At 70.8% G+C, this 21,789-nt stretch carries 1 protein-coding gene; it reads left to right on the top strand.

Annotated features, from left to right (window positions below; all coding sequences use genetic code 11):
* The first annotated feature begins 5 nt into the window (after positions 1–5).
* Positions 6–21,779 (top strand): type I polyketide synthase, encoded by a 21,774-nt coding sequence (locus OIE51_RS04160; RefSeq protein WP_326595590.1) that lies wholly within the window; start codon positions 6–8, stop codon positions 21,777–21,779.
* The last annotated feature ends 10 nt before the right edge of the window (positions 21,780–21,789 follow it).

Below are 21,789 nucleotides of genomic sequence, written 5' to 3'. Positions count from 1 at the left end.
ACGACATGCGAGACGACGAGAACCAGCAGGGCAACCAGCCGGGCGAGCGGAAGCTCCTGGACTACCTCAAGCGCGTCACCGCCGATCTCAAGCAGACCAGGCGGCGGCTGCGCGACGCCGAGGCCAGGGACTCCGAGCCGATCGCCATCGTCGGCATGAGCTGCCGTTTTCCCGGCCAGGCCGACAGTCCCGAACGGCTGTGGCGCATCGTCGCGGACGGCGTTGACGTGGTGGGTCCGTTGCCGGCCGATCGTGGTTGGGATGTGGCGGGGCTGTATGACGCTGATCCGGCGGCTTCGGGTCGGTATTACCAGCGTGAGGCGGGGTTGTTGGGGGAGGCGGCCGGTTTCGACGCGGAGTTTTTCGGGATTTCGCCGCGTGAGGCGTTGGCGATGGATCCGCAGCAGCGGTTGTTGCTGGAGACGGCGTGGGAGGTGTTCGAGCGGGCGGGCATCGACCCGGGGGCCGTGCGCGGCAGCGGCACCGGCACCTTCATCGGCATCCTCTCGCAGGAATACGGCCCCCTCATGCAGGAGCCGGGACAGGAGCTGGAGGGCTACCTGGTCACCGGCAACAACACCAGTGTCGCGTCCGGCCGCATCGCCTACACCCTTGGCCTCGAAGGCCCCGCGGTGACGGTCGGCACCGCCTGCTCGTCGTCACTGGTCGCCCTCCACCTGGCCGTTCAGGCGCTCCGCACGGGCGAATGCGAGATGGCCCTGACCGGGGGCGCGACCGTCATGTCGTCGATGGGCCTGTTCATGGAGATGAGCCGGCAGCGCGGGCTCGCGCCGGATGGCAGGTGCAAGGCGTTTTCGGCGGCGGCGGACGGCTTCGGCGTCGCGGAGGGCGTGGGGATGTTGCTGCTGGAGCGGCTGTCCGATGCCCGGCGTAATGGGCATCGGGTGCTGGCGGTGGTGCGTGGGACGGCGATCAACCAGGATGGCGCGTCGAACGGGCTCACCGCGCCCAGCGGACCGGCGCAGGAGCGCGTTATCCGGTCGGCGTTGGCGAATGCCGGGTTGTCGGCGTCGGATGTGGACGTGGTGGAGGCGCACGGCACGGGTACCCGGCTGGGTGATCCGATCGAGGCGCAGGCGCTGCTCGCCACGTACGGGCGGGAGCGGTCCCCCGAACGGCCGTTGTGGCTGGGGTCGTTGAAGTCGAACATCGGGCACGCCCAGGCCGCCGCCGGAGTGGGTGGGGTCATCAAGATGGTCATGGCGATGCGCCATGGCGTTCTGCCGCGCACGCTGCACGTCAACGAGCCGTCGCCGCACGTCGATTGGTCGGTGGGTGGGGTGCGGTTGCTGACGGAGTCGGTGCCTTGGCTGTCGGAGGGTGGGCGTCCGCGTCGGGCGGGGGTGTCGTCGTTCGGGATCAGTGGGACCAACGCCCATGCGGTGATCGAGCAGGCGCCGGATGCGGATGTGGTGGGGCCGGTGGTGGGGGGCGTTCCGCGGTTGCTGGATCCGGTGGTTGTGCCGTTGGTGGTGTCGGCTCGTTCGGTGGAGGCGTTGGGGGAGCTGGCGGGTCGGGTGGCGGGGGTGCTGGAGGGTGATCCGGTCGGGGTGGCGCGGGGGTTGGTGACGTCGCGGGCGATGTTCGAGCACCGGGCCGTGGTCGTTGGCACCGACCGCGACGAACTCGCGGACGCTCTGCGCGCGTTGGCCGAGGGCCGCACCGCGTCGCACCTCGTGCGGGGAGCCGCCGACCCCGAACAGGCCGTCGTCTTTGTCTTTCCCGGTCAGGGTTCGCAGTGGGCGGGGATGGCGGTGGGGTTGCTGGATTCGTCGGCGTTGTTCCGGGAGTGGATGGCGGCGTGTGAGGCGGCGTTGGCTCCGTATGTGGGGTGGTCGCTGGAGGGTGTGCTGCGGGGGGTTGCGGGTGCGCCGGTGCTGGAGGCGGCTGAGGTGGTGCAGCCGGTGTTGTGGGCGGTGATGGTGTCGCTGGCCGAGGTGTGGCGTGCCGCGGGTGTGGTGCCGGCGGCGGTGGTGGGGCATTCGCAGGGTGAGATCGCGGCGGCTTGTGTGGCGGGTGCGTTGTCGTTGGAGGACGGGGCGCGGGTGGTGGCGTTGCGCAGTCGTCTGCTGGCGCGGGTGGCGGGGCGTGGGGGGATGGCGTCGGTGGCCGCGTCTGAGGCGGATGTGCGGGTGCGTGTGGCGGGTTGGGGTGGGCGGTTGGGTGTGGCGGCGGTGAATGGTCCGGCGTCGGTGGTGGTGTCGGGTGACGCGGACGCGCTGGAGGATTTCCTCGCGGTGTGTGAGGGGGATGGTCTGCGGGTGCGGCGGGTTCCTGTGGATTACGCCTCCCACAGCCCCCACGTCGAAGAAATCGAAGCCGAACTGGCCGATGTCCTGGCCGGGATCACGCCCGCGACACCCGAGGTCGCGTTCTACTCCACGGTCACCGGCGAACCCGTCGACGCTCCGTTGGACGCCGCCTACTGGTACCAGAACTTGCGGCGGACCGTGCGGTTCGAGGAGGTGGCGCGCCGTCTGCTGGACGAGGGTCACTCGGTGTTCGTGGAGGTCAGTCCGCATCCGGTGCTGACGGTCGGCCTCCAGGAGACGTTCGAGGCCGCCGGGGCGGAGAGCGCGAGGGCGGTGGCGACGCTGCGGCGCGGGGAGGGTGGCGCGAAACGGTTCCTGCTCTCCCTCGGTGAGGCCCACACGGCCGGGGCCGATGTCGACTGGCCCGCGCTGATGACCGGCTGGCCGGCCCAGCCCGTCGACCTGCCCAGCTACCCCTTCCAACGCCGCCACTACTGGCTCGCCCCCGAAAGCCCCGCCGCCACCGCCGGCGCCACGGCCACGACCTCGGCCGAAGAAGCCGAATTCTGGGACGCCGTCGCCCGCCAGGACCTGCCCGAGCTGGCCACCGCCCTCGCCCTCGACCCCGACGCCGACGCCTCGCTCGGTGACCTCGTCACCGGCCTCTCCCGCTGGCACCGCGAGACCACCGAGCGTTCCGCCGCCGACAGTTGGCGCTACCGCGTCACCTGGCAGCCCCTGAGCTCCGGCAACCACCCCGCGCCAACCGGCACCTGGGTCATCGCCGTTCCCGAACGGCACACCGACCACGCCACGGTCGACGCCGTCCGCCGCGCCCTGACCGGCCACGGCACCAGCGTCACGACCGTCACCGTCTCCCCGGCCGACGACCGCGCCGCACTGGCCGAGCGGCTGCGCGAGTCGGCAAGCGCCGACAGCGCGGGCGTCGTGTCCCTGCTCGCCCTCGACGGCGAACTCCTTCCCGGCCGCCCGGTGTCGACGGCCCTCGACGGCACCGTGATCCTCGCCCAGGCGCTCGGCGACGCCGACATCGCCGCACCCCTGTGGTGCCTCACCTCCGGCGCCGTCTCCACCGGACCGGCCGACCCCGTCCGCGACCCAGCACAGGCCCAACTCTGGGGCCTGGGGCGCGTCATCGCCCTGGAGCAGCCGCAACGCTGGGGCGGCCTCATCGACCTGCCGGAGCCGGACGACCTGGACTCCCGCGCCCTGACCCGACTCGCCGGAATCCTCGCCCACTCCGGAGACGAGCGGGAGACGGCCGTACGCCCGACGGGCGTCTTCGTCCGCCGCCTCGTCCGCGCCCCCGCGAGCACGCCACGACGCCCCGACTGGCGGCCGACCGGCACCATCCTCATCACGGGCGGCACCGGCTCCATCGGCGCTCACGTCGCCCGCCGACTGGCGGCGGAGGGAGCCGACCACCTGCTCCTCACCAGCCGCAGCGGCCCCGCCGCGCCCGGCGCGGAAGAGCTGCGGGCCGAACTGGAGGCCCACGGCACCCGGGTGACCATCACCGCCTGCGACGCAGCCGACCGTGACGCGCTGCGCGACCTGCTGGCCGACCTGCCCACCGAGCACCCCCTCACGGGCGTGATCCACTCCGCCGGAACGCTCGACGACGGCGTCCTCGACGCGCTCACCCCCGACCGGCTCGACAACGTGCTCCGACCCAAGGTCGAAGCCGCCCGCAACCTGCACGAACTCACCGCCGACCGCGACGACCTGGACCTGTTCGTCCTCTTCTCCTCCCTCTCCGGCGTCGTCGGCAACGGCGGCCAGGGCGGCTACGCGGCCGGCAACGCCTATCTCGACGCCCTGGCCCAGTACCGCCGCGCCCGGGGCCTGCGCGCCACCTCGATCGCCTGGGGATCGTGGGGCACCGGCGGCCTGGTCACCGACGCCGTCGAGGAACGCGCCCGGCGGCGCGGCCTGCTGCCCATGGCCGCCGAGCGGGCCGTCCAGGCACTGCGCCGCGCCATCGACCAGGACGACACCGCCGTCACCGTCGCCGACATCGACTGGAAGCGGTACGCCCCCACGCTCGCCCCCGCCCTCCTCGGCCAACTCCCCGAAGCGCGACAGCACATCAACGGCCAGGACACCACCGCCGTCCCCGAGGCGGGCGGCGAATCCCCGTTTGCCCAGCGGCTGGCAGCGCTGCCCGCCGCCGAACGCGCCCGCGCTGTCGTGGATCTCGTCCGCGCCGAGGCCGCCGCCGTCCTCGGCCACCCCGGACTGGAAGCCGTCCAGCCCGGAAAGGCGTTCCGCGAGGCCGGGTTCGACTCGCTCACCGCCGTCGAGCTCCGCAACCGCCTGTCCGCCGCCACCGGTACCCGGCTCCCGACGACCGTCGTCTTCGACCACCCGACCCCCACCGGCCTCGCCGGCTATCTGCACACGCGCATCGCCGGCCACGAACAGCGGCCCGCCGACCCGGCCGACCCGGCCATGGCGGCCGTGACGGGCACGTCGGCGACGGGAGGCCAACCGCCGCGCGACGACGAGCCGATCGCCATCGTCGGCATGAGCTGCCGCTTTCCCGGCGACGTCCGCTCACCCGAAGACCTGTGGCGGCTGCTCACCGACGGTCGCGAAGCCATCGGCACCTTCCCCACCGGGCGCGGCTGGGACCTGGACGCCTTCTACGACCCCGACCCCGAACACCCCGGCACCAGCTACGTCCGCGAAGGCTGCTTCCTGCCCGACGCGGGCGAGTTCGACGCCGCGTTCTTCGGGATCTCCCCGCGCGAAGCACTCGCCATGGACCCCCAGCAGCGGCTGCTCCTCGAAGTCGCCTGGGAGCTGTTCGAGCGGTCCGGCATCGACCCGGCGACGCTGCGCGGCAGCGGCACCGGCGTCTTCATCGGCTCCAACGGCCAGGACTACGCCCAGGATTACGCCTCCGGGCTGCTCCATCAGGTGCCCGACGCGGTCGAGGGCTACCTCCTCACCGGCCGCGCCGCCAGCGTGGTGTCCGGCCGCCTCGCCTACACGTTCGGCCTCGAAGGCCCGGCCGTGACCGTCGACACCGCCTGCTCGTCGTCGCTCGTCGCCCTCCACCTCGCGGCCCAGGCCCTGCGGCAGGGCGAATGCTCCCTGGCCCTTACCGGCGGTGTCACCGTCATGTCCAGCCCCCGCGCCTTCGTCGGATTCAGCCGGCAGCGCGGCCTCGCGCCGGACGGCCGTTGCAAGGCGTTCGCCGCCGGCGCCGACGGCACCGGCTGGGGCGAGGGCGTCGGCATGCTGATGCTGGAACGCCTCTCCGACGCCCGCCGCAACGGCCACCACGTGCTCGCCCTCATTCCCGGCTCCGCGATCAACCAGGACGGCGCGTCCAACGGCCTCACCGCGCCCAACGGCCCGTCGCAACAGCGCGTCATCCGGAAGGCGTTGGCGAGCGCGGGCCTGACGCCGGCGGATATCGACGCGGTGGAGGCGCACGGCACGGGCACGTCGCTGGGTGACCCGATCGAGGCCGAGGCCCTGATCGCCACCTACGGCCAGGAGCGTCCCGCCGAACGGCCCCTGTGGCTGGGCTCGTTGAAGTCGAACATCGGGCACACGCAGGCCGCCGCCGGGGTCGGCGGAGTGATCAAGATGGTGATGGCGATGCGCGGCGGGCTGCTGCCGCGCACCCTGCACGTCGATGAACCCTCGCCGCACGTGGACTGGTCGGCGGGGACGGTCCGGTTGCTGACCGAGCCCGTCGCCTGGGCGGAGAACGGCCACCCGCGCCGAGCTGGCGTGTCGTCGTTCGGCGTCAGCGGCACCAACGCCCACATCATCGTCGAACAGGCCCCCGACGACACCACCCCCGCCGAGGAGATCCACGACGCCCACGACGGTCCGGCGGCCGAGCGACTCCCGGTGATCTGGCCACTCTCGGCCAAGGACACCACCGCCCTGCGCGCCCAGGCACAGCGGCTCCTCACCCACCTCGACCAGCACCTCGACGCCCGACCCGCCGACATCGGACTGTCCCTCGCCACCACCCGCGCCACCCTCGAAACGCGCGCGGCCGTCCTGGGTACGGAACGCGCCGAGTTGATCAGCGGACTCCAGATCCTCGCCCGAGGCGAGAACGCCCCCGGCCTGGTGCGCGGAACCGCCGTTCCCGGTGGCCGTACGGCGTTCCTGTTTTCGGGGCAGGGGAGTCAGTGGGTGGGGATGGGCCGGGAGTTGTATGGGGTGTTTCCGGTGTTCGCGGATGCTTTTGATGAGGTGTGCGCGTGTGCGGACACCTTTTTGGATCGGTCGTTGCGGGATGTGGTGTTCGGGGGGGAGGGGGAGGGGCTTGGCGGTACGGGGTTTGTGCAGGTGGGGTTGTTCGCGGTTGAGGTGGCGTTGTTCCGGTTGCTGGGGTCGTGGGGTGTGCGGCCTGATGTGGTGGCGGGGCATTCGGTGGGGGAGTTCGCGGCGGCTTGTGTGGCGGGGGTGTTCTCGCTGGGGGATGCGGTTCGTCTGGTGGTGGCGCGTGGGCGGTTGATGGGTGAGTTGCCCGCGGGTGGGGTGATGGTGGCGGTTGCGGCGTCGGAGAGTGATGTGGTGCCGTTGCTGGCGGGTTTCGGGGATCGGGTGAGTATCGCCGCGGTCAATGGTCCTGCCTCGGTGGTGGTGTCGGGGGATGCGTCGGCTGTGGGCGAGGTGACGGCCGGGCTGAGGGGCAGGCGGCTGGCGGTGTCGCATGCTTTTCACTCTCCGTTGATGGAGCCGATGCTGGCCGCGTTCCGTGCGGAGCTGGAGTCGGTGGCGTTCCACGCGCCCACGCTGCCCGTCGTCTCGACCCTGACGGGTCGCCTGGTGGCGGATGAGGAGCTGACCGCTCCCGACTACTGGGTGCGGCAGATCCGCGAGCCGGTCCGCTTCGCCGACGCCGTGACCGAGTTGGCGAGCCAGGAGGTGACCACCTGCCTGGAGATCGGCCCCGGCGGCACCCTCGCCGCACTGGCCACGGAACTGCTCGACGGCACCGCGACCGCCCTCCCGGCCCTGCGCGCCGACCGCCCCGAACCGCTCGCCCTCACCGCCGCCCTGGCCGAATGCCACGCCCACGGGGTCCCCGTCGACTGGCACAGCTTCTTCGCCGGACGCGGTGCCCGCCGACTCGAACTGCCCACCTACGCCTTCCAACGCGAGCACTACTGGCTGCCGTTGCCCGCTTCCGCGAACGCGACGGAGATCGGCCTCAGCCCCGTCCCCCACCCGCTGCTCACCGGTGGGGTCGGCTTGCCCGACGGCGGTCACCTCATCACCGGCCGTCTCTCCCCGGCCGCGCACGCCTGGCTCGCCGAGCACGGCGTCTTCAGCGCGGTCCTCCTGCCCGGCACGGCCTTTGTCGAACTCGCCCTGCGGGCGGGCCAGGAGACCGGCAGTGAGCAGCTCGAAGAACTCGCCCTCGAAGCCCCGCTCGTCCTCCCCGACGGAGGGGGCGTCGCGCTGCGCATCACCCTCGGCGCCGCCGACGAACACGGCCGCCGCGACATCGACATCTCCTCCCGCGCCGACGACGACCCGGCGGACGACTGGACCTGCCACGCCACCGGCCGGCTCGCTCCGCGGAACACCAGGCACACCACAGAGCCGGGGGAGCCGTTCGACCTGACGTCATGGCCACCCCCCGGCGCTACCCGACTCCACGCCGACGACCTCCACGGCGTCCTCTACGACCGGCTCGAAGCACTCGGCTTCGACTACGGCCCTACCTTCCGCGGCCTGCGCGCCGTGTGGAGCGACGGCGACACCATGTACGCCGAGGCCGCGCTGCCCGGCGACGCGGACGGCGCCGCCTACGGTCTGCATCCGGCCCTTCTCGACGGGGTGATGCACTGCTCGTGGCTCGGCCTCCTCTCCGGCGCCGAGACCGGCGACTGTCTCCTGCCCTTCTCCTGGCAGCGAGTGACCCTGCACGCCACCGGCGCGCGGGCCGTGCGTATCAAGATCGCTCCCGTCGGCACGGACGCCGTCTCCGCGCTCGTGGCCGACGACGACGGCCGGCCCGTCGCCTCGATCGGCACCGTCGCCCTGCGCCGCTTCACCGCCGACCGCATGCGGGAGACGCTCGCCGCCCGCTCCGGCCATTCCCCGCACGACTCTCTTTTCCGGCTCGACTGGCAGCCCACGCCCCCCGGCCGCCCCGACCCGGCGGACACGATCGCCCGCCTCGCACCCGCCGGGACCGCCGGCACCGCCCGGACTGCCGGGACCGACGGGACCGACGGGGCCGCTACTCCGGCGGCGCACCACGCCGACCTGGCCGCCCTCGCCCGGGCCATCGACACCGGAACACCCGTCCCCCGTACCGTCCTTGCCGCCATCCCCGGCGAAACCGCGCACGTGACCGCTCACCACGCGCTCGATCTTGTCAAGGACTGGCTCGCGGACGAGCGGTTCACCGACTCGCGGCTGGTCGTCCTCACCCGCGACGCCATGACGGTGAGCGGCGAAGGCGGCGAACCCGACCTCGCGCAGGCCGCGATCTGGGGCCTCGTGCGCTCGGCGCAGTCCGAGCAGCCGGGCCGACTCGTCCTCGCCGACTGGGACGGCGACGAGGAGTCGTGGGCCGCGCTGCCCGGCGTTCTGGCGGGCGGCGAACCGCAGTTCGCCCTGCGGCGAGGAGCCGCGTTTGTGCCCCGGCTGGTCCGGCCCCGGCCGGGCGACGCGCTCGTGCCCGAAGCGGGCGCCCGCGGCTGGCGCCTGACAACCACGGACTCCGCCACACTCGACGCCCTCGCGCTGGCCGACAACCCTGCCGACCCGGCCGGAAGCACCCTCGGCGAAGGCCAGGTACGCCTCGCGATCCGCGCCGCGGGCGTCAACTTCCGCGACGCGCTGATCGCCCTCGGAATGTTCCCCGAGCCCGCGCCCCTCGGCTACGAAGCCGCCGGAACCGTCCTGGAGACCGGCCCCGGCGTGACGGAACTCCGCCCGGGTGACCGCGTGTTCGGCATGGTCACCGAGGCGTTCGGCCCGGCCGCGATCGTGGACCAGCGACTTGTGACACGGATGCCCGAAGGCTGGTCGTACGCGCAAGCGGCGGCCGTTCCCGTCGCGTTCCTCACCGCCTACTACGCGCTGGTCGACCTGGCGGAAGTCCGCCCCGGAGAACGAGTGCTCGTGCACGCCGCCACCGGCGGCGTCGGCATGGCCGCCGTCCAGCTCGCGCACCACCTGGGCGCCGAGGTGTTCGGAACGGCCAGCCCGTGGAAGTGGCCCGCCCTGGCCGGACTCGGCGTGCCCGAGGACCGGTTGGCCTCCTCGCGCTCGCTGGACTTCGAGGACCGCATCCGGGTCGCGAGCGGCGGCCGGGGCGTGGACGTGGTGCTGAACTCCCTGACCGGGGACTTCATCGACGCATCCGCGCGGCTCCTCACCCAGGGCGGCCGGTTCCTCGAACTCGGCAGGACCGACCTCCGCGACGTCGAGCAGATCGCCGACCTCGCCGCCCAACCAGCCGTCACCTACCAGGCGTTCCTCCCCTCCGAAGCCGGACCGGACCGCATGGGCGAGATCCTGCGCGCCATCGTCACGCTCTTCGAGGCCGGCGAGCTCCAGCCGCTACCCCTCACCTGCTGGGACGTCCGGCACGCGCAGGAGGCGTTCCGCCATCTCAGCCAGGCCAGGCACGTCGGCAAACTCGTCCTGACCATGCCCCCGCCCACGCCGTCCCCGTTCGCCGCCGACCCCGACGGCACGGTCCTGATCACCGGCGGCACCGGCGTCCTCGGTGCCCTCGTGGCACGGCACTTGGTGACCGAGCACGGCGCGCGGCGCCTGCTGCTGGTCAGCCGGCGTGGCCCGGACGCCGAAGGCGCCGACGCCCTCCGCGCCGAACTCACCGCACTGGGCGCGGACATCACCATCGCGGCCTGCGACACCGCCGACCGCGACGCCCTCGTCCACCTCCTGGCGGACATCCCGGCCGGGCACCCGCTGAAGGCCGTCGTGCACCTCGCCGGCGTCGTCGAGGACAGCCCCGTGACCTCCATGACAGCCGACCAGGTGCGGCGCGTCCTGCACCCCAAGGCCGACGCCGCCTGGCACCTGCACGAGCTGACACGGCACCTCGACCTCAACGCCTTCATCCTCTTCTCCTCCATGTCCGGCACCCTCGGCGGTCCCGGGCAGGCCAACTACGCGGCGGCCAACACCTATCTCGACGCGCTCGCCCGGCACCGCCGCGCCCAGGGCCTCCCCGCCGTGTCCATGGCATGGGGCCTGTGGGCCCAGGACAGCGGCATGACCAGCAAACTCGCCGCCGCCGACCGGGCCCGCGCCCGGCGCTTGGGCCTGATCGCCATGGCCTCGGAGGAAGCTCTCGCCCTCTTCGACGCCGCCTGCGGCGCACCCGACGACGTGCTCTTCACGAGCCGACTGGACCTGCCCGGCCTGACCGGTGAGACGAGCGTCCCGCCGCTGCTGCGCGCACTGGTCACGACCACGGCCCGCCGCGCCGTCCCGGACGCCGTCCACGGAACGCCCGCGCTGCCCTCGGCGACCCTGGCCCAGAGCCTCGCCCCGCTTACCGAACCCGAGCAGACACGGCTGCTGTTGGACCTCGTCCGCGGTCAGGTCGCCACTGTTCTCGGCCACGCGACGGACGCGCACATCGCCTCCGACCGCGCGTTCAAGGAACTCGGCTTCGACTCCCTCACCGCCATCGAGCTGCGCAACCTCATCAACGCGGCCACCGGCATCCGCCTGCCCGCGACCCTCGTGTTCGACCACCCCACCCCGCAGGCACTCGCGGGCCACCTGCGCGCTGAACTCCTGGGCGCGAACGGGAACGTGTCGAGCCACAACACCGAGGCGGGACGGCCACCGGCCGCCATCACCGCTGCCCCGGCCGGGGACGAACCGATCGCGATCGTCGGGATGAGCTGCCGCTACCCCGGCGGCGTGACGACCCCCGAAGACCTGTGGCGGCTGGTGGCCGGCGGCGGCGACGCGGTCTCCGGTTTCCCGACCGACCGCGGCTGGAACGTCGACGACCTGTACCACCCGGACCCCGACCACCACGGCACCACCTACACGCGCGAAGGCGGATTCCTGCACGACGCGGGAGACTTCGACGCCGACTTCTTCGGTATCTCGCCGCGTGAGGCGTTGGCGATGGATCCGCAGCAGCGGCTGCTGCTGGAGGCGTCGTGGGAGGCGTTCGAGCGCGCCGGGATCGACCCGACATCGGTCAGGGGCTCGCGGACCGGAGTGTTCGCGGGCGTCATGTACCACGACTACGGGTCCCGACTCCCCGTCGTGCCCGAAGGGTTCGAGGGCTACCTCGGCAACGGCAGCGCGGGCAGCATCGCTTCCGGGCGGGTGGCTTACACGTTTGGGCTTGAGGGTCCTGCGGTGACGGTGGATACGGCGTGTTCGTCGTCGTTGGTGGCGTTGCATCTGGCGGCGCAGGCGTTGCGGCAGGGCGAATGCACCATGGCCCTGGCCGGTGGCGTCACGGTCATGTCGACACCGAACACTTTTATCGAGTTCAGCCGTCAGCGGGGTCTGGCGGCGGATGGCCGGTGCAAGGCGTTTTCGGCGGCTGCGGATGGGACGGGCTGGTCCGAGGGTGTCGGCATGCTGCTTGTGGAGCGGTTGTCGGATGCGGTGCGCGAGGGGCATCCGGTGTTGGCGGTGGTGCGGGGTTCGGCGGTGAATCAGGATGGTGCGTCGAATGGTCTGACGGCTCCGAATGGTCCGTCGCAGCAGCGGGTGATCCGGCAGGCGCTGGCGAACGCCGGGTTGTCGGCGGCGGATGTGGACGCGGTGGAGGCGCATGGCACGGGTACGTCGCTGGGTGACCCGATCGAGGCCCAGGCGCTGATCGCGACGTATGGCCAGGAGCGTGCCGGTGATCGGCCGGTGTGGCTGGGGTCGTTGAAGTCGAACATCGGGCACACGCAGGCCGCCGCCGGGGTGGGTGGCGTCATGAAGATGGTGATGGCGATGCGGCATGGGCTGCTGCCGCGCACGCTGCATGTCGATGAGCCGTCGCCGCATGTGGACTGGTCGGCTGGTGCTGTCAGTCTTCTGACCGAGGACGTCGCCTGGCCGGAGAACGGCCACCCACGCCGAGCAGGCATCTCCTCGTTCGGTGTCAGCGGCACCAACGCCCACGTCGTCATTGAGGAGCCGCCCGCCGCACCGCCCCCCGCGGAGCGCCGCGTGGAAGCACCGCCCGTGGTGGCATGGACCCTGTCGGCCAAGAACCCTGCCGGCCTGCGCGACCAGGCCGAGCGGCTGCTGTCCCATGTGAGCGACCACCCCGAACCCGGTCTCGCGGACATCGCGTTGTCGTTGGCGTTGTCGCGTGCTCATGTGGAGCATCGGGCGGCTGTGGTGGGTTCGGATGTGGATGGCCTGTTGAGTGGTCTGCGGGCGTTGGTGCGGGGTGAGTCGGCCCCCGGCCTGGTGCGCGGAACCGCCGTTCCCGGTGGCCGTACGGCGTTCTTGTTTTCGGGGCAGGGGAGTCAGTGGGTGGGGATGGGCCGGGAGTTGTATGGGGTGTTTCCGGTGTTCGCGGATGCTTTCGATGAGGTGTGCGCGTGTGCGGATGCCTTGTTGGGTCGGTCGTTGCGGGATGTGGTGTTCGGGGGGGAGGGGGAGGGGCTTGGCGGTACGGGGTTTGTGCAGGTGGGGTTGTTCGCGGTTGAGGTGGCGTTGTTCCGGTTGCTGGGGTCGTGGGGTGTGCGGCCTGATGTGGTGGCGGGGCATTCGGTGGGGGAGTTCGCGGCGGCTTGTGTGGCGGGGGTGTTCTCGCTGGGGGATGCGGTTCGTCTGGTGGTGGCGCGTGGGCGGTTGATGGGTGAGTTGCCCGCGGGTGGGGTGATGGTGGCGGTTGCGGCGTCGGAGAGTGATGTGGTGCCGTTGCTGGCGGGTTTCGGGGATCGGGTGAGTATCGCCGCGGTGAATGGTCCTGCTTCGGTGGTGGTGTCGGGGGATGCGTCGGCTGTGGGTGAGGTGACGGCCGGGCTGAGGGGCAGGCGGCTGGCGGTGTCGCATGCTTTTCACTCTCCGTTGATGGAGCCGATGCTGGCCGCGTTCCGTGCGGAGCTGGAGTCGGTGGCGTTCCACGCGCCCACGCTGCCCGTCGTTTCGACCCTGACGGGTCGCCTGGTGGCGGATGAGGAGCTGACCGCTCCCGACTACTGGGTGCGGCAGATCCGCGAGCCGGTCCGTTTCGCGGATGCTGTTGAGGCTCTGGTGGGTCAGGGTGTGAGCGCGTTTGTGGAGATCGGCCCGGGTGGGACGTTGGCGGCGTTGGCGCGGGAGTTGGTGGATGAGTCGGCGGTCGTGGTTCCGGTTCTGCGGAAGGATCGGGCGGAGGATGTCGCGCTGGCGGGGGCTGTTGCCGAGTTGCATGTGCGCGGTGTGGGCGTGGACTGGGCGGGGGTCTTCGCGGACAGCGGTGCTCGGTATGTCGACCTACCGACCTACGCCTTCCAACGACGGCACTTCTGGCTGGAAGCACCGCGCCTGCGAGGCGACCTCGCGGGTGCGGGTCTGGAGGTAGCCGGACATCCGCTGCTCGGCGCGGCCGTGATCCTGCCCGACGGCGAAGGCGCGATCCTGACCGGCCGGCTGTCGCTGGCCGACCAACCCTGGCTGGCCGACCACGTGGTGCACGGGACGGTCCTGGCACCCGGCACGGCGCTGATCGAGGTCGCGCTGCGTGCGGGCCAAGAGGTCGGGTCCGGACAGATCGATGAACTGACCCTTCACGCCCCGCTGGTGCTGCCCGAGGAAGGAGCGCTTCAACTCCAGGTCGCCGTGGGCAACTCGGAGGCATCAGGACGCCGCCCTGTCCAGATCAGCACCCGCCCCGAAGGTGCCGGCGCTGACGAGCAGTGGACCCGGCACGCCTCCGGAACAGTGATGTCCGGTACGCCGAGCCCGAACAGCGCCTTCCCTTCCTGGCCGCCCGTGGGTGCGGAGCCGGTCGAGATTGACGGCCAGTACGACGGGTTGGCGGAACTGGGGTTGGTGTATGGGCCGGTGTTTCGTGGGTTGCGGGTGGTGTGGCGGGTGGGGGAGGAGGTTTTTGCTGAGGTTGGGTTGCCTGAGGGTACGGATGTGGCTGGTTTTGGTGTGCATCCGGCGTTGCTGGATGCGGCGTTGCATGGGCTTGGTTTGTTGGGTGGGGATGGTGGGGCCCGGGTTCCGTTCTCGTGTGCGGGTGTGAGGGTGTTCGCTTCGGGTGCGTCGGTGTTGCGGGTGCGGTTGGCGCGGGTTGGTGTGGATGCGGTGTCGCTGGTGGCGGTGGATGGTCGTGGTCTGCCGGTGGTGGTGGTGGAGTCGCTGGTGTTGCGGCCGGTGTCGGCTGAGCAGGTTTCGGCTGCGGGTGGGGGGATGGACTCGGCGTTGTTCCGGGTGGCGTGGCAGGCGGTGCCGGTGGTTGGGGCGGTGCCGGTGGCTGAGGCGGTGCCGGTGGCTGAGGCGGTGCCGGTGGTTGGGGCGGTGCCGGTGGTTGAGGCGGTGCCGGTGGTTGAGGCGGTGCCGGTGGTTGGGGCGGTGCCGGTGGGGGTCGGGGTTTCCGCGGATGTGCCGGTGGGGGCTCCCGGTGTTTCTTCCGGTGGTTCCGGTGGTTCCGGTGGTGTGGTGGTGGTGTCGTGGCCTGGGTTTGAGGGGGCTGAGGCGGGTGTGTTGTGGGCTGTTGATGTGGTGCGGGGGTGGCTTGGGGGTGAGGGGTCTGGTGCTGGGCGGTTGGTGTTTGTGACGCGGGGTGCTGTGTCGGTTGGTGGTGAGGGTCCGGATGTGGTGCAGGCGGGGGTGTGGGGTCTGGTGCGTTCGGCGCAGTCGGAGCATCCGGGCCGGTTTGTTCTGCTGGATCTGGACCGGGACACGGAGCTTGGGTCGGTGTTGCCGGCGGTGCTGGTTTCGGGTGAGTCGCAGGTTGCTGTGCGGGGTGGTGGGTTGTGGGTGCCGAGGCTGGTGCGTGGGCCGGTTGTGGGGGGTGGTGGTTCTTCGTTTGGTGGGGGGCCGGTGCTGGTGTCGGGTGCGTCGGGTGCGCTGGGCGGGTTGGTGGCGCGGCATCTGGTGGTTGCGCATGGGGTGGGTGAGCTGTTGTTGGTGGGTCGTCGGGGTGTGGGTGAGGAGCTGGTTGGTGAGTTGGTGGGTCTGGGGGCGCGGGTTGAGTCGGTGGCGTGTGATGTGGGGGACCGGGAGGCTTTGGCGGGGGTGCTGGCCGGGCGTTCTTTGAGTGGTGTGGTGCATGCGGCGGGGGTTGTTGAGGATGGTGTTGTCACTGGTCTGTCTGCGGAGCAGGTTGGTCGTGTGTTGCGGGCGAAGGTGGCGGGGGCGTGGAATCTGCATGAGCTGACCGCGGGTATGGGGTTGTCGGCGTTTGTGGTGTTCTCTTCGGCTGCGGGGATTTTCGGGAGTCCGGGTCAGGGGGCTTATGCGGCGGGGAATGCCTTTGTGGACGCGCTGGCCCAGTACCGGTATGCCAGTGGTCTGCCCGCTACCTCTCTCGCCTGGGGCCCGTGGGAGGAAGCGAGCGCGCTGACCGCCGGATTGAGCGACGTGGACCGGCGGCGCGCTGTTCGTGCCGGAATTGGCGCTCTCAACACCCACAGCGGATTGGCCCTGTTCGACTCAGCGAGCCGATCCGGGCTGCCCCTGGTGGTCCCGATTCGGCTGGAAGCGCGGGCGCTGGAAGCCCAGGCACGTGCGGGTACCTTGCCACCGCTGCTGCGCGAACTGGTTCGCACCCCGCCCCCGCGGCAGTCCGTCGACGGTGCTGTGCAGTCCGCCGGTCAGTCCTCCCTCGCCCAGCGGCTCGCCGGACTGACCGACGACGCGCAGCATGAACTGTTGCTCGACCTGGTGCGCACGAGTGTCGCCACCGTCCTCGGCCACGAGTCGGCCGAAAGTGTCGATGTAAGGCGGCAGTTCACCGACCTGGGCTTCGACTCACTCACCTCGGTGGAGCTGCGCAATCTGCTGAACACGGCGTCCGGCCTGCGCCTGCCCGCGACCCTCGTGTTCGACCACCCGACGCCCATCGCCCTGGCCGACCACCTGGTGGGCGCCCTCGGCGGCACCGCCGCACGGACGGCGGACAAGGGCGCCGCCCTCGTTCCGGTGTCGTCCTCCGTCGATGACCCGATCGCGATCGTCGGCATGGGCTGCCGATACCCCGGCGACGTGTGGTCCCCCGAGGACCTGTGGCGGCTGGTGGCCGGCGGCAGCGATGCCATCGGTGGCTTCCCGACGGACCGGGGCTGGAACGTCGACGCGCTGTACCACCCCGACCCGGATCACGGGGGCACGAGTTACACCCGCGAGGGCGGATTCCTCTACAACGCGGGGCAGTTCGACCCGGCGTTCTTCGGTATCTCGCCGCGCGAGGCGCTGTCGACGGACCCGCAGCAGCGCATGCTGCTCGAAGTCTCGTGGGAGGCAATGGAACGGGCGGGCATCGACCCCACTTCGGTGCGGGGGAGCCGGACCGGCGTGTTCGTCGGCGTCATGTACCACGACTACGGCACGCGCGCCTCGCTTGCCCCCGATGCCTTCGAGGGGCAGCTCGGCATCGGTTCGGCGGGCAGTGTCGCCTCGGGGCGGGTGGCTTACACGTTTGGGCTTGAGGGTCCTGCGGTGACGGTGGATACGGCGTGTTCGTCGTCGTTGGTGGCGTTGCATCTGGCGGCGCAGGCGTTGCGGCAGGGCGAATGCACCATGGCCCTGGTGGGCGGCGTCGCGGTGATGGCAACGCCGAATGTCTTCATCGAGTTCAGCCGCCAACGCGGTCTGGCCGCCGACGGCCGATGCAAGTCCTTCTCGGCGGCTGCGGATGGGACGGGCTGGTCCGAGGGTGTCGGCATGCTGCTTGTGGAGCGGCTCTCCGACGCGCGCCGCATGGGGCATCCGGTGTTGGCGGTGGTGCGGGGTTCGGCGGTGAATCAGGATGGTGCGTCGAATGGTCTGACGGCTCCGAATGGTCCGTCGCAGCAGCGGGTGATCCGGCAGGCGCTGGCGAACGCCGGGTTGTCGGCGGCGGATGTGGATGCGGTGGAGGCGCATGGCACGGGTACGTCGCTGGGTGACCCGATCGAGGCCCAGGCGCTGATCGCCACCTATGGCCAAGAGCGCGCGGAGGGCCGGCCGTTGTGGCTCGGCTCGATCAAGTCGAACATCGGGCACACGCAGGCCGCCGCCGGCGTCGCCGGAGTCATCAAGATGGTGATGGCGATGCGGAACGGTGTCCTGCCATCGAGTCTGTACGCGGACGAGCCGTCGCCGCACATCGACTGGTCGGCGGGCGCGGTGCGGCTGTTGTCGGAAGCCGTTGCCTGGCCGGAGAACGGCCACCCGCGCCGGGCGGGCGTGTCCTCCTTCGGCGTGAGCGGCACGAACGCGCATGTGGTGCTGGAGCAGGTCCCGGCCGAGCCGGTTGAGTCGGCCGGGGTGCCGGCCGGGGTGAGGCCGAGCAGCGATGAGTCGACGGCACCTGTGGTGCTGTGGCCCCTGTCGGCGAAGGACGAGGCGGCGCTGCGTGCCCAGGCTCGGTGCCTGCGGGATCACGTTGCCGAGCAGGGCGAACTGCGTCCGGTCGATGTGGGCTACTCGCTGGCGACGGCGAGGGCCGCGCTGGAATTCCGTGCTGTGGCAGGCGGCCGGGACCGGGACGAACTGCTGGAAGCCTTGTCCGCTATCGCCGATGGGCGGCAAGCGGCGGGAATCGCCCGCGGCCTCGCCGTGCCGGGCCGGAAGAGCGCCTTCTTGTTCTCGGGGCAGGGGAGTCAGTGGGTGGGGATGGGCCGGGAGTTGTATGGGGTGTTTCCGGTGTTCGCGGATGCTTTTGATGAGGTGTGCGCGTGTGCGGACGCTTTTTTGGGTCGGTCGTTGCGGGGTGTGGTGTTCGGGGGGGCGGGGGAGGGGCTTGGCGGTACGGGGTTTGTGCAGGTGGGGTTGTTCGCGGTTGAGGTGGCGTTGTTCCGGTTGCTGGGGTCGTGGGGTGTGCGGCCTGATGTGGTGGCGGGGCATTCGGTGGGGGAGTTCGCGGCGGCTTGTGTGGCGGGGGTGTTCTCGTTGGGGGATGCGGTTCGTCTGGTGGTGGCGCGTGGGCGGTTGATGGGTGAGTTGCCCGCGGGTGGGGTGATGGTGGCGGTTGCGGCGTCGGAGAGTGATGTGGTGCCGTTGCTGGCGGGTTTCGGGGATCGGGTGAGTATCGCCGCGGTGAATGGTCCTGCTTCGGTGGTGGTGTCGGGGGATGCGTCGGCTGTGGGTGAGGTGACGGCCGGGCTGAGGGGCAGGCGGCTGGCGGTGTCGCATGCTTTCCACTCTCCGTTGATGGAGCCGATGCTGGCCGCGTTCCGTGCGGAGCTGGAGTCGGTGGCGTTCCACGCGCCCACGCTGCCCGTCGTTTCGACCCTGACGGGTCGCCTGGTGGCGGATGAGGAGCTGACCGCCCCTGACTACTGGGTGCGGCAGATCCGCGAGCCGGTCCGTTTCGCGGATGCTGTTGAGGCTCTGGTGGGTCAGGGTGTGAGCGCGTTTGTGGAGATCGGCCCGGGTGGGACCCTTGCCGCCCTGGCGAAAGAGATCCTGGACGGGGACGCCACCGTCGTTCCGTTCCTCCGCCCGGGGCGCCCCGAGGACGTCAGCGTGGCCTCCGCCATCGCCGAGCTGCATGCGTGCGGGGTACGGGTGGACTGGGCGGGGGTCTTCGCGGACAGCGGTGCTCGGTATGTCGACCTACCGACCTACGCCTTCCAACGGCAGCGTTACTGGCTGGAGAGCCGAACGATGTCGGACGACCTGACGGGCGCGGGGCTTCGCTCGGCGGACCACCCGCTGGTTCGGGCAACGGTGGCGGCTGCCGACGACGGAAGCGTGCTGCTGTCCGGCCGGCTGTCGCTGGCCGAGCAGCCGTGGTTGGCCGATCACGTGGTGATGGGTGCCGTATTGGTGCCGGGGACGGCACTGGTCGACCTGACCCTCCGCGCCGCGCAAGAGGTGGGATGCGACCGCATCGAGGAGCTGACCTTTGAGAGCCCGCTGTTGGTGCCCGAGCAGGCGGCGCTCCAACTCCAGGTCCTCGTGGACAGCAGTCACACGGTGCACGTGTACTCACGCCCCGACAGTGCCGAGCCATCCGACCCATGGACGCGCCACGCCACAGGTGTGGTCTCCGAGGCACAGGGCGAAGCGCCGAGCGCCCTCGAACCGTGGCCGCCCGTGGGTGCGGAGCCGGTCGAGATTGACGGCCAGTACGACGGGTTGGCGGAACTGGGGTTGGTGTATGGGCCGGTGTTTCGTGGGTTGCGGGTGGTGTGGCGGGTGGGGGAGGAGGTTTTTGCTGAGGTTGGGTTGCCTGAGGGTACGGATGTGGCTGGTTTTGGTGTGCATCCGGCGTTGCTGGATGCGGCGTTGCATGGGCTTGGTTTGTTGGGTGGGGATGGTGGGGCCCGGGTTCCGTTCTCGTGTGCGGGTGTGAGGGTGTTCGCTTCGGGTGCGTCGGTGTTGCGGGTGCGGTTGGCGCGGGTTGGTGTGGATGCGGTGTCGCTGGTGGCGGTGGATGGTCGTGGTCTGCCGGTGGTGGTGGTGGAGTCGCTGGTGTTGCGGCCGGTGTCGGCTGAGCAGGTTTCGGCTGCGGGTGGGGGGATGGACTCGGCGTTGTTCCGGGTGGCGTGGCAGGCGCTGCCGGTTGCTGAGGCGGTGCCGGTGGTTGAGGCGGTGCCGGTGGTTGAGGCGGTGCCGGTGGTTGGGGCGGTGCCGGTGGGGGTCGGGGTTTCCGCGGGTGTGCCGGGCCCGGGCGGTGTTTCTTCCGGTGGTTCCGGTGGTTCCGGTGGTGTGGTGGTGGTGTCGTGGCCTGGGTTTGAGGGGGCTGAGGCGGGTGTGTTGTGGGCTGTTGATGTGGTGCGGGGGTGGCTTGGGGGTGAGGGGTCTGGTGCTGGGCGGTTGGTGTTTGTGACGCGGGGTGCTGTGTCGGTTGGTGGTGAGGGTCCGGATGTGGTGCAGGCGGGGGTGTGGGGTCTGGTGCGTTCGGCGCAGTCGGAGCATCCGGGCCGGTTTGTTCTGCTGGATCTGGACCGGGACACGGAGCTTGGGTCGGTGTTGCCGGCGGTGCTGGTTTCGGGTGAGTCGCAGGTTGCTGTGCGGGGTGGTGGGTTGTGGGTGCCGAGGCTGGTGCGTGGGCCGGTTGTGGGGGGTGGTGGTTCTTCGTTTGGTGGGGGGCCGGTGCTGGTGTCGGGTGCGTCGGGTGCGCTGGGCGGGTTGGTGGCGCGGCATCTGGTGGTTGCGCATGGGGTGGGTGAGCTGTTGTTGGTGGGTCGTCGGGGTGTGGGTGAGGAGCTGGTTGGTGAGTTGGTGGGTCTGGGGGCGCGGGTTGAGTCGGTGGCGTGTGATGTGGGGGACCGGGAGGCTTTGGCGGGGGTGCTGGCCGGGCGTTCTTTGAGTGGTGTGGTGCATGCGGCGGGGGTTGTTGAGGATGGTGTTGTCACTGGTCTGTCTGCGGAGCAGGTTGGTCGTGTGTTGCGGGCGAAGGTGGCGGGGGCGTGGAATCTGCATGAGCTGACCGCGGGTATGGGGTTGTCGGCGTTTGTGGTGTTCTCTTCGGCTGCGGGGATTTTCGGGAGTCCGGGTCAGGGGGCTTATGCGGCGGGGAATGCCTTTGTGGACGCGCTGGCCCAGTACCGGTATGCCAGTGGTCTGCCCGCTACCTCTCTCGCCTGGGGCCCGTGGGCGAGCAGTGAGGGGATGGCGGGTGGTGAGGTACTGGAGCGGATGGCCCGCAACGGGGTGACCGCGCTGTCCGACACCGAAGGACTCGCCCTCTTCGACACCGCCACCGGTACGGGCATCACCGACCCGCTTGCCGTCCCCATCCGCCTCGATCTTCCGGCATTGCGGGCCCGCGCCGCGACGAGTCCGCTTCCCGCGCTGCTCAAAGCGCTGGTCCGTGTTCCGGTGCGGCGCCAGATCGCGGCCGGGACGGCCACGGTTCCCGACCTGTCCCAGCGGCTGGCCGGCCTCCCCGATACCGAACAGCACAAACTCCTCCTCGACATCGTCCGCGAACAGGTCTCGGCGGTGCTCGGTATTCCCTCCTCCTACTCGGTCCGGCCGGGACAAGCGCTGCGGGATATGGGATTCGATTCGCTCACGGCGATCGAGTTGCGCAACAGGCTGGCCATGGGAACGGGGCTGCGGTTGCCGAGCACCCTGATCTTCGACTACCCGACCCCCGGCGATCTGGTCGAGCACCTTCGAACCGAGTTGGCCCCGAGCCGCTCCCAGGTTTCCGCTGTCCTCGGTGAGTTGGACCGGCTGGAATCGGCGCTCCTCAACACCGCACCCGACGACGACGGACGAACGGCCATCACCTCCCGTCTTCGCTCACTGATGACGCGCTGGGTGGATACGGAGCCTTCGTCGGCGGAGGACGACGAGAACCCCACAGCTCGTGACGCCGTGGAACTCGAAACCGCCAGCGATGACGAGGTATTCGAGTTCATCGGCAAGGAATTCGGCATCTCCTGACGGAATCGGC

Origin of the sequence: Streptomyces sp. NBC_01803, assembly GCF_035917415.1 — a bacterium.
GTDB lineage: Bacteria > Actinomycetota > Actinomycetes > Streptomycetales > Streptomycetaceae > Streptomyces.
The sequence above is the reverse complement of the archived record's forward strand: the minus strand, read 5'-3'. Positions and strand labels throughout refer to the sequence as shown.

Bases quoted from the DNA above. Each gene is read 5' to 3' on its own strand.
- OIE51_RS04160 (WP_326595590.1), top strand. From the start codon at position 6: ATGCGAGACGACGAGAACCAGCAGGGCAACCAGCCGGGCGAGCGGAAG.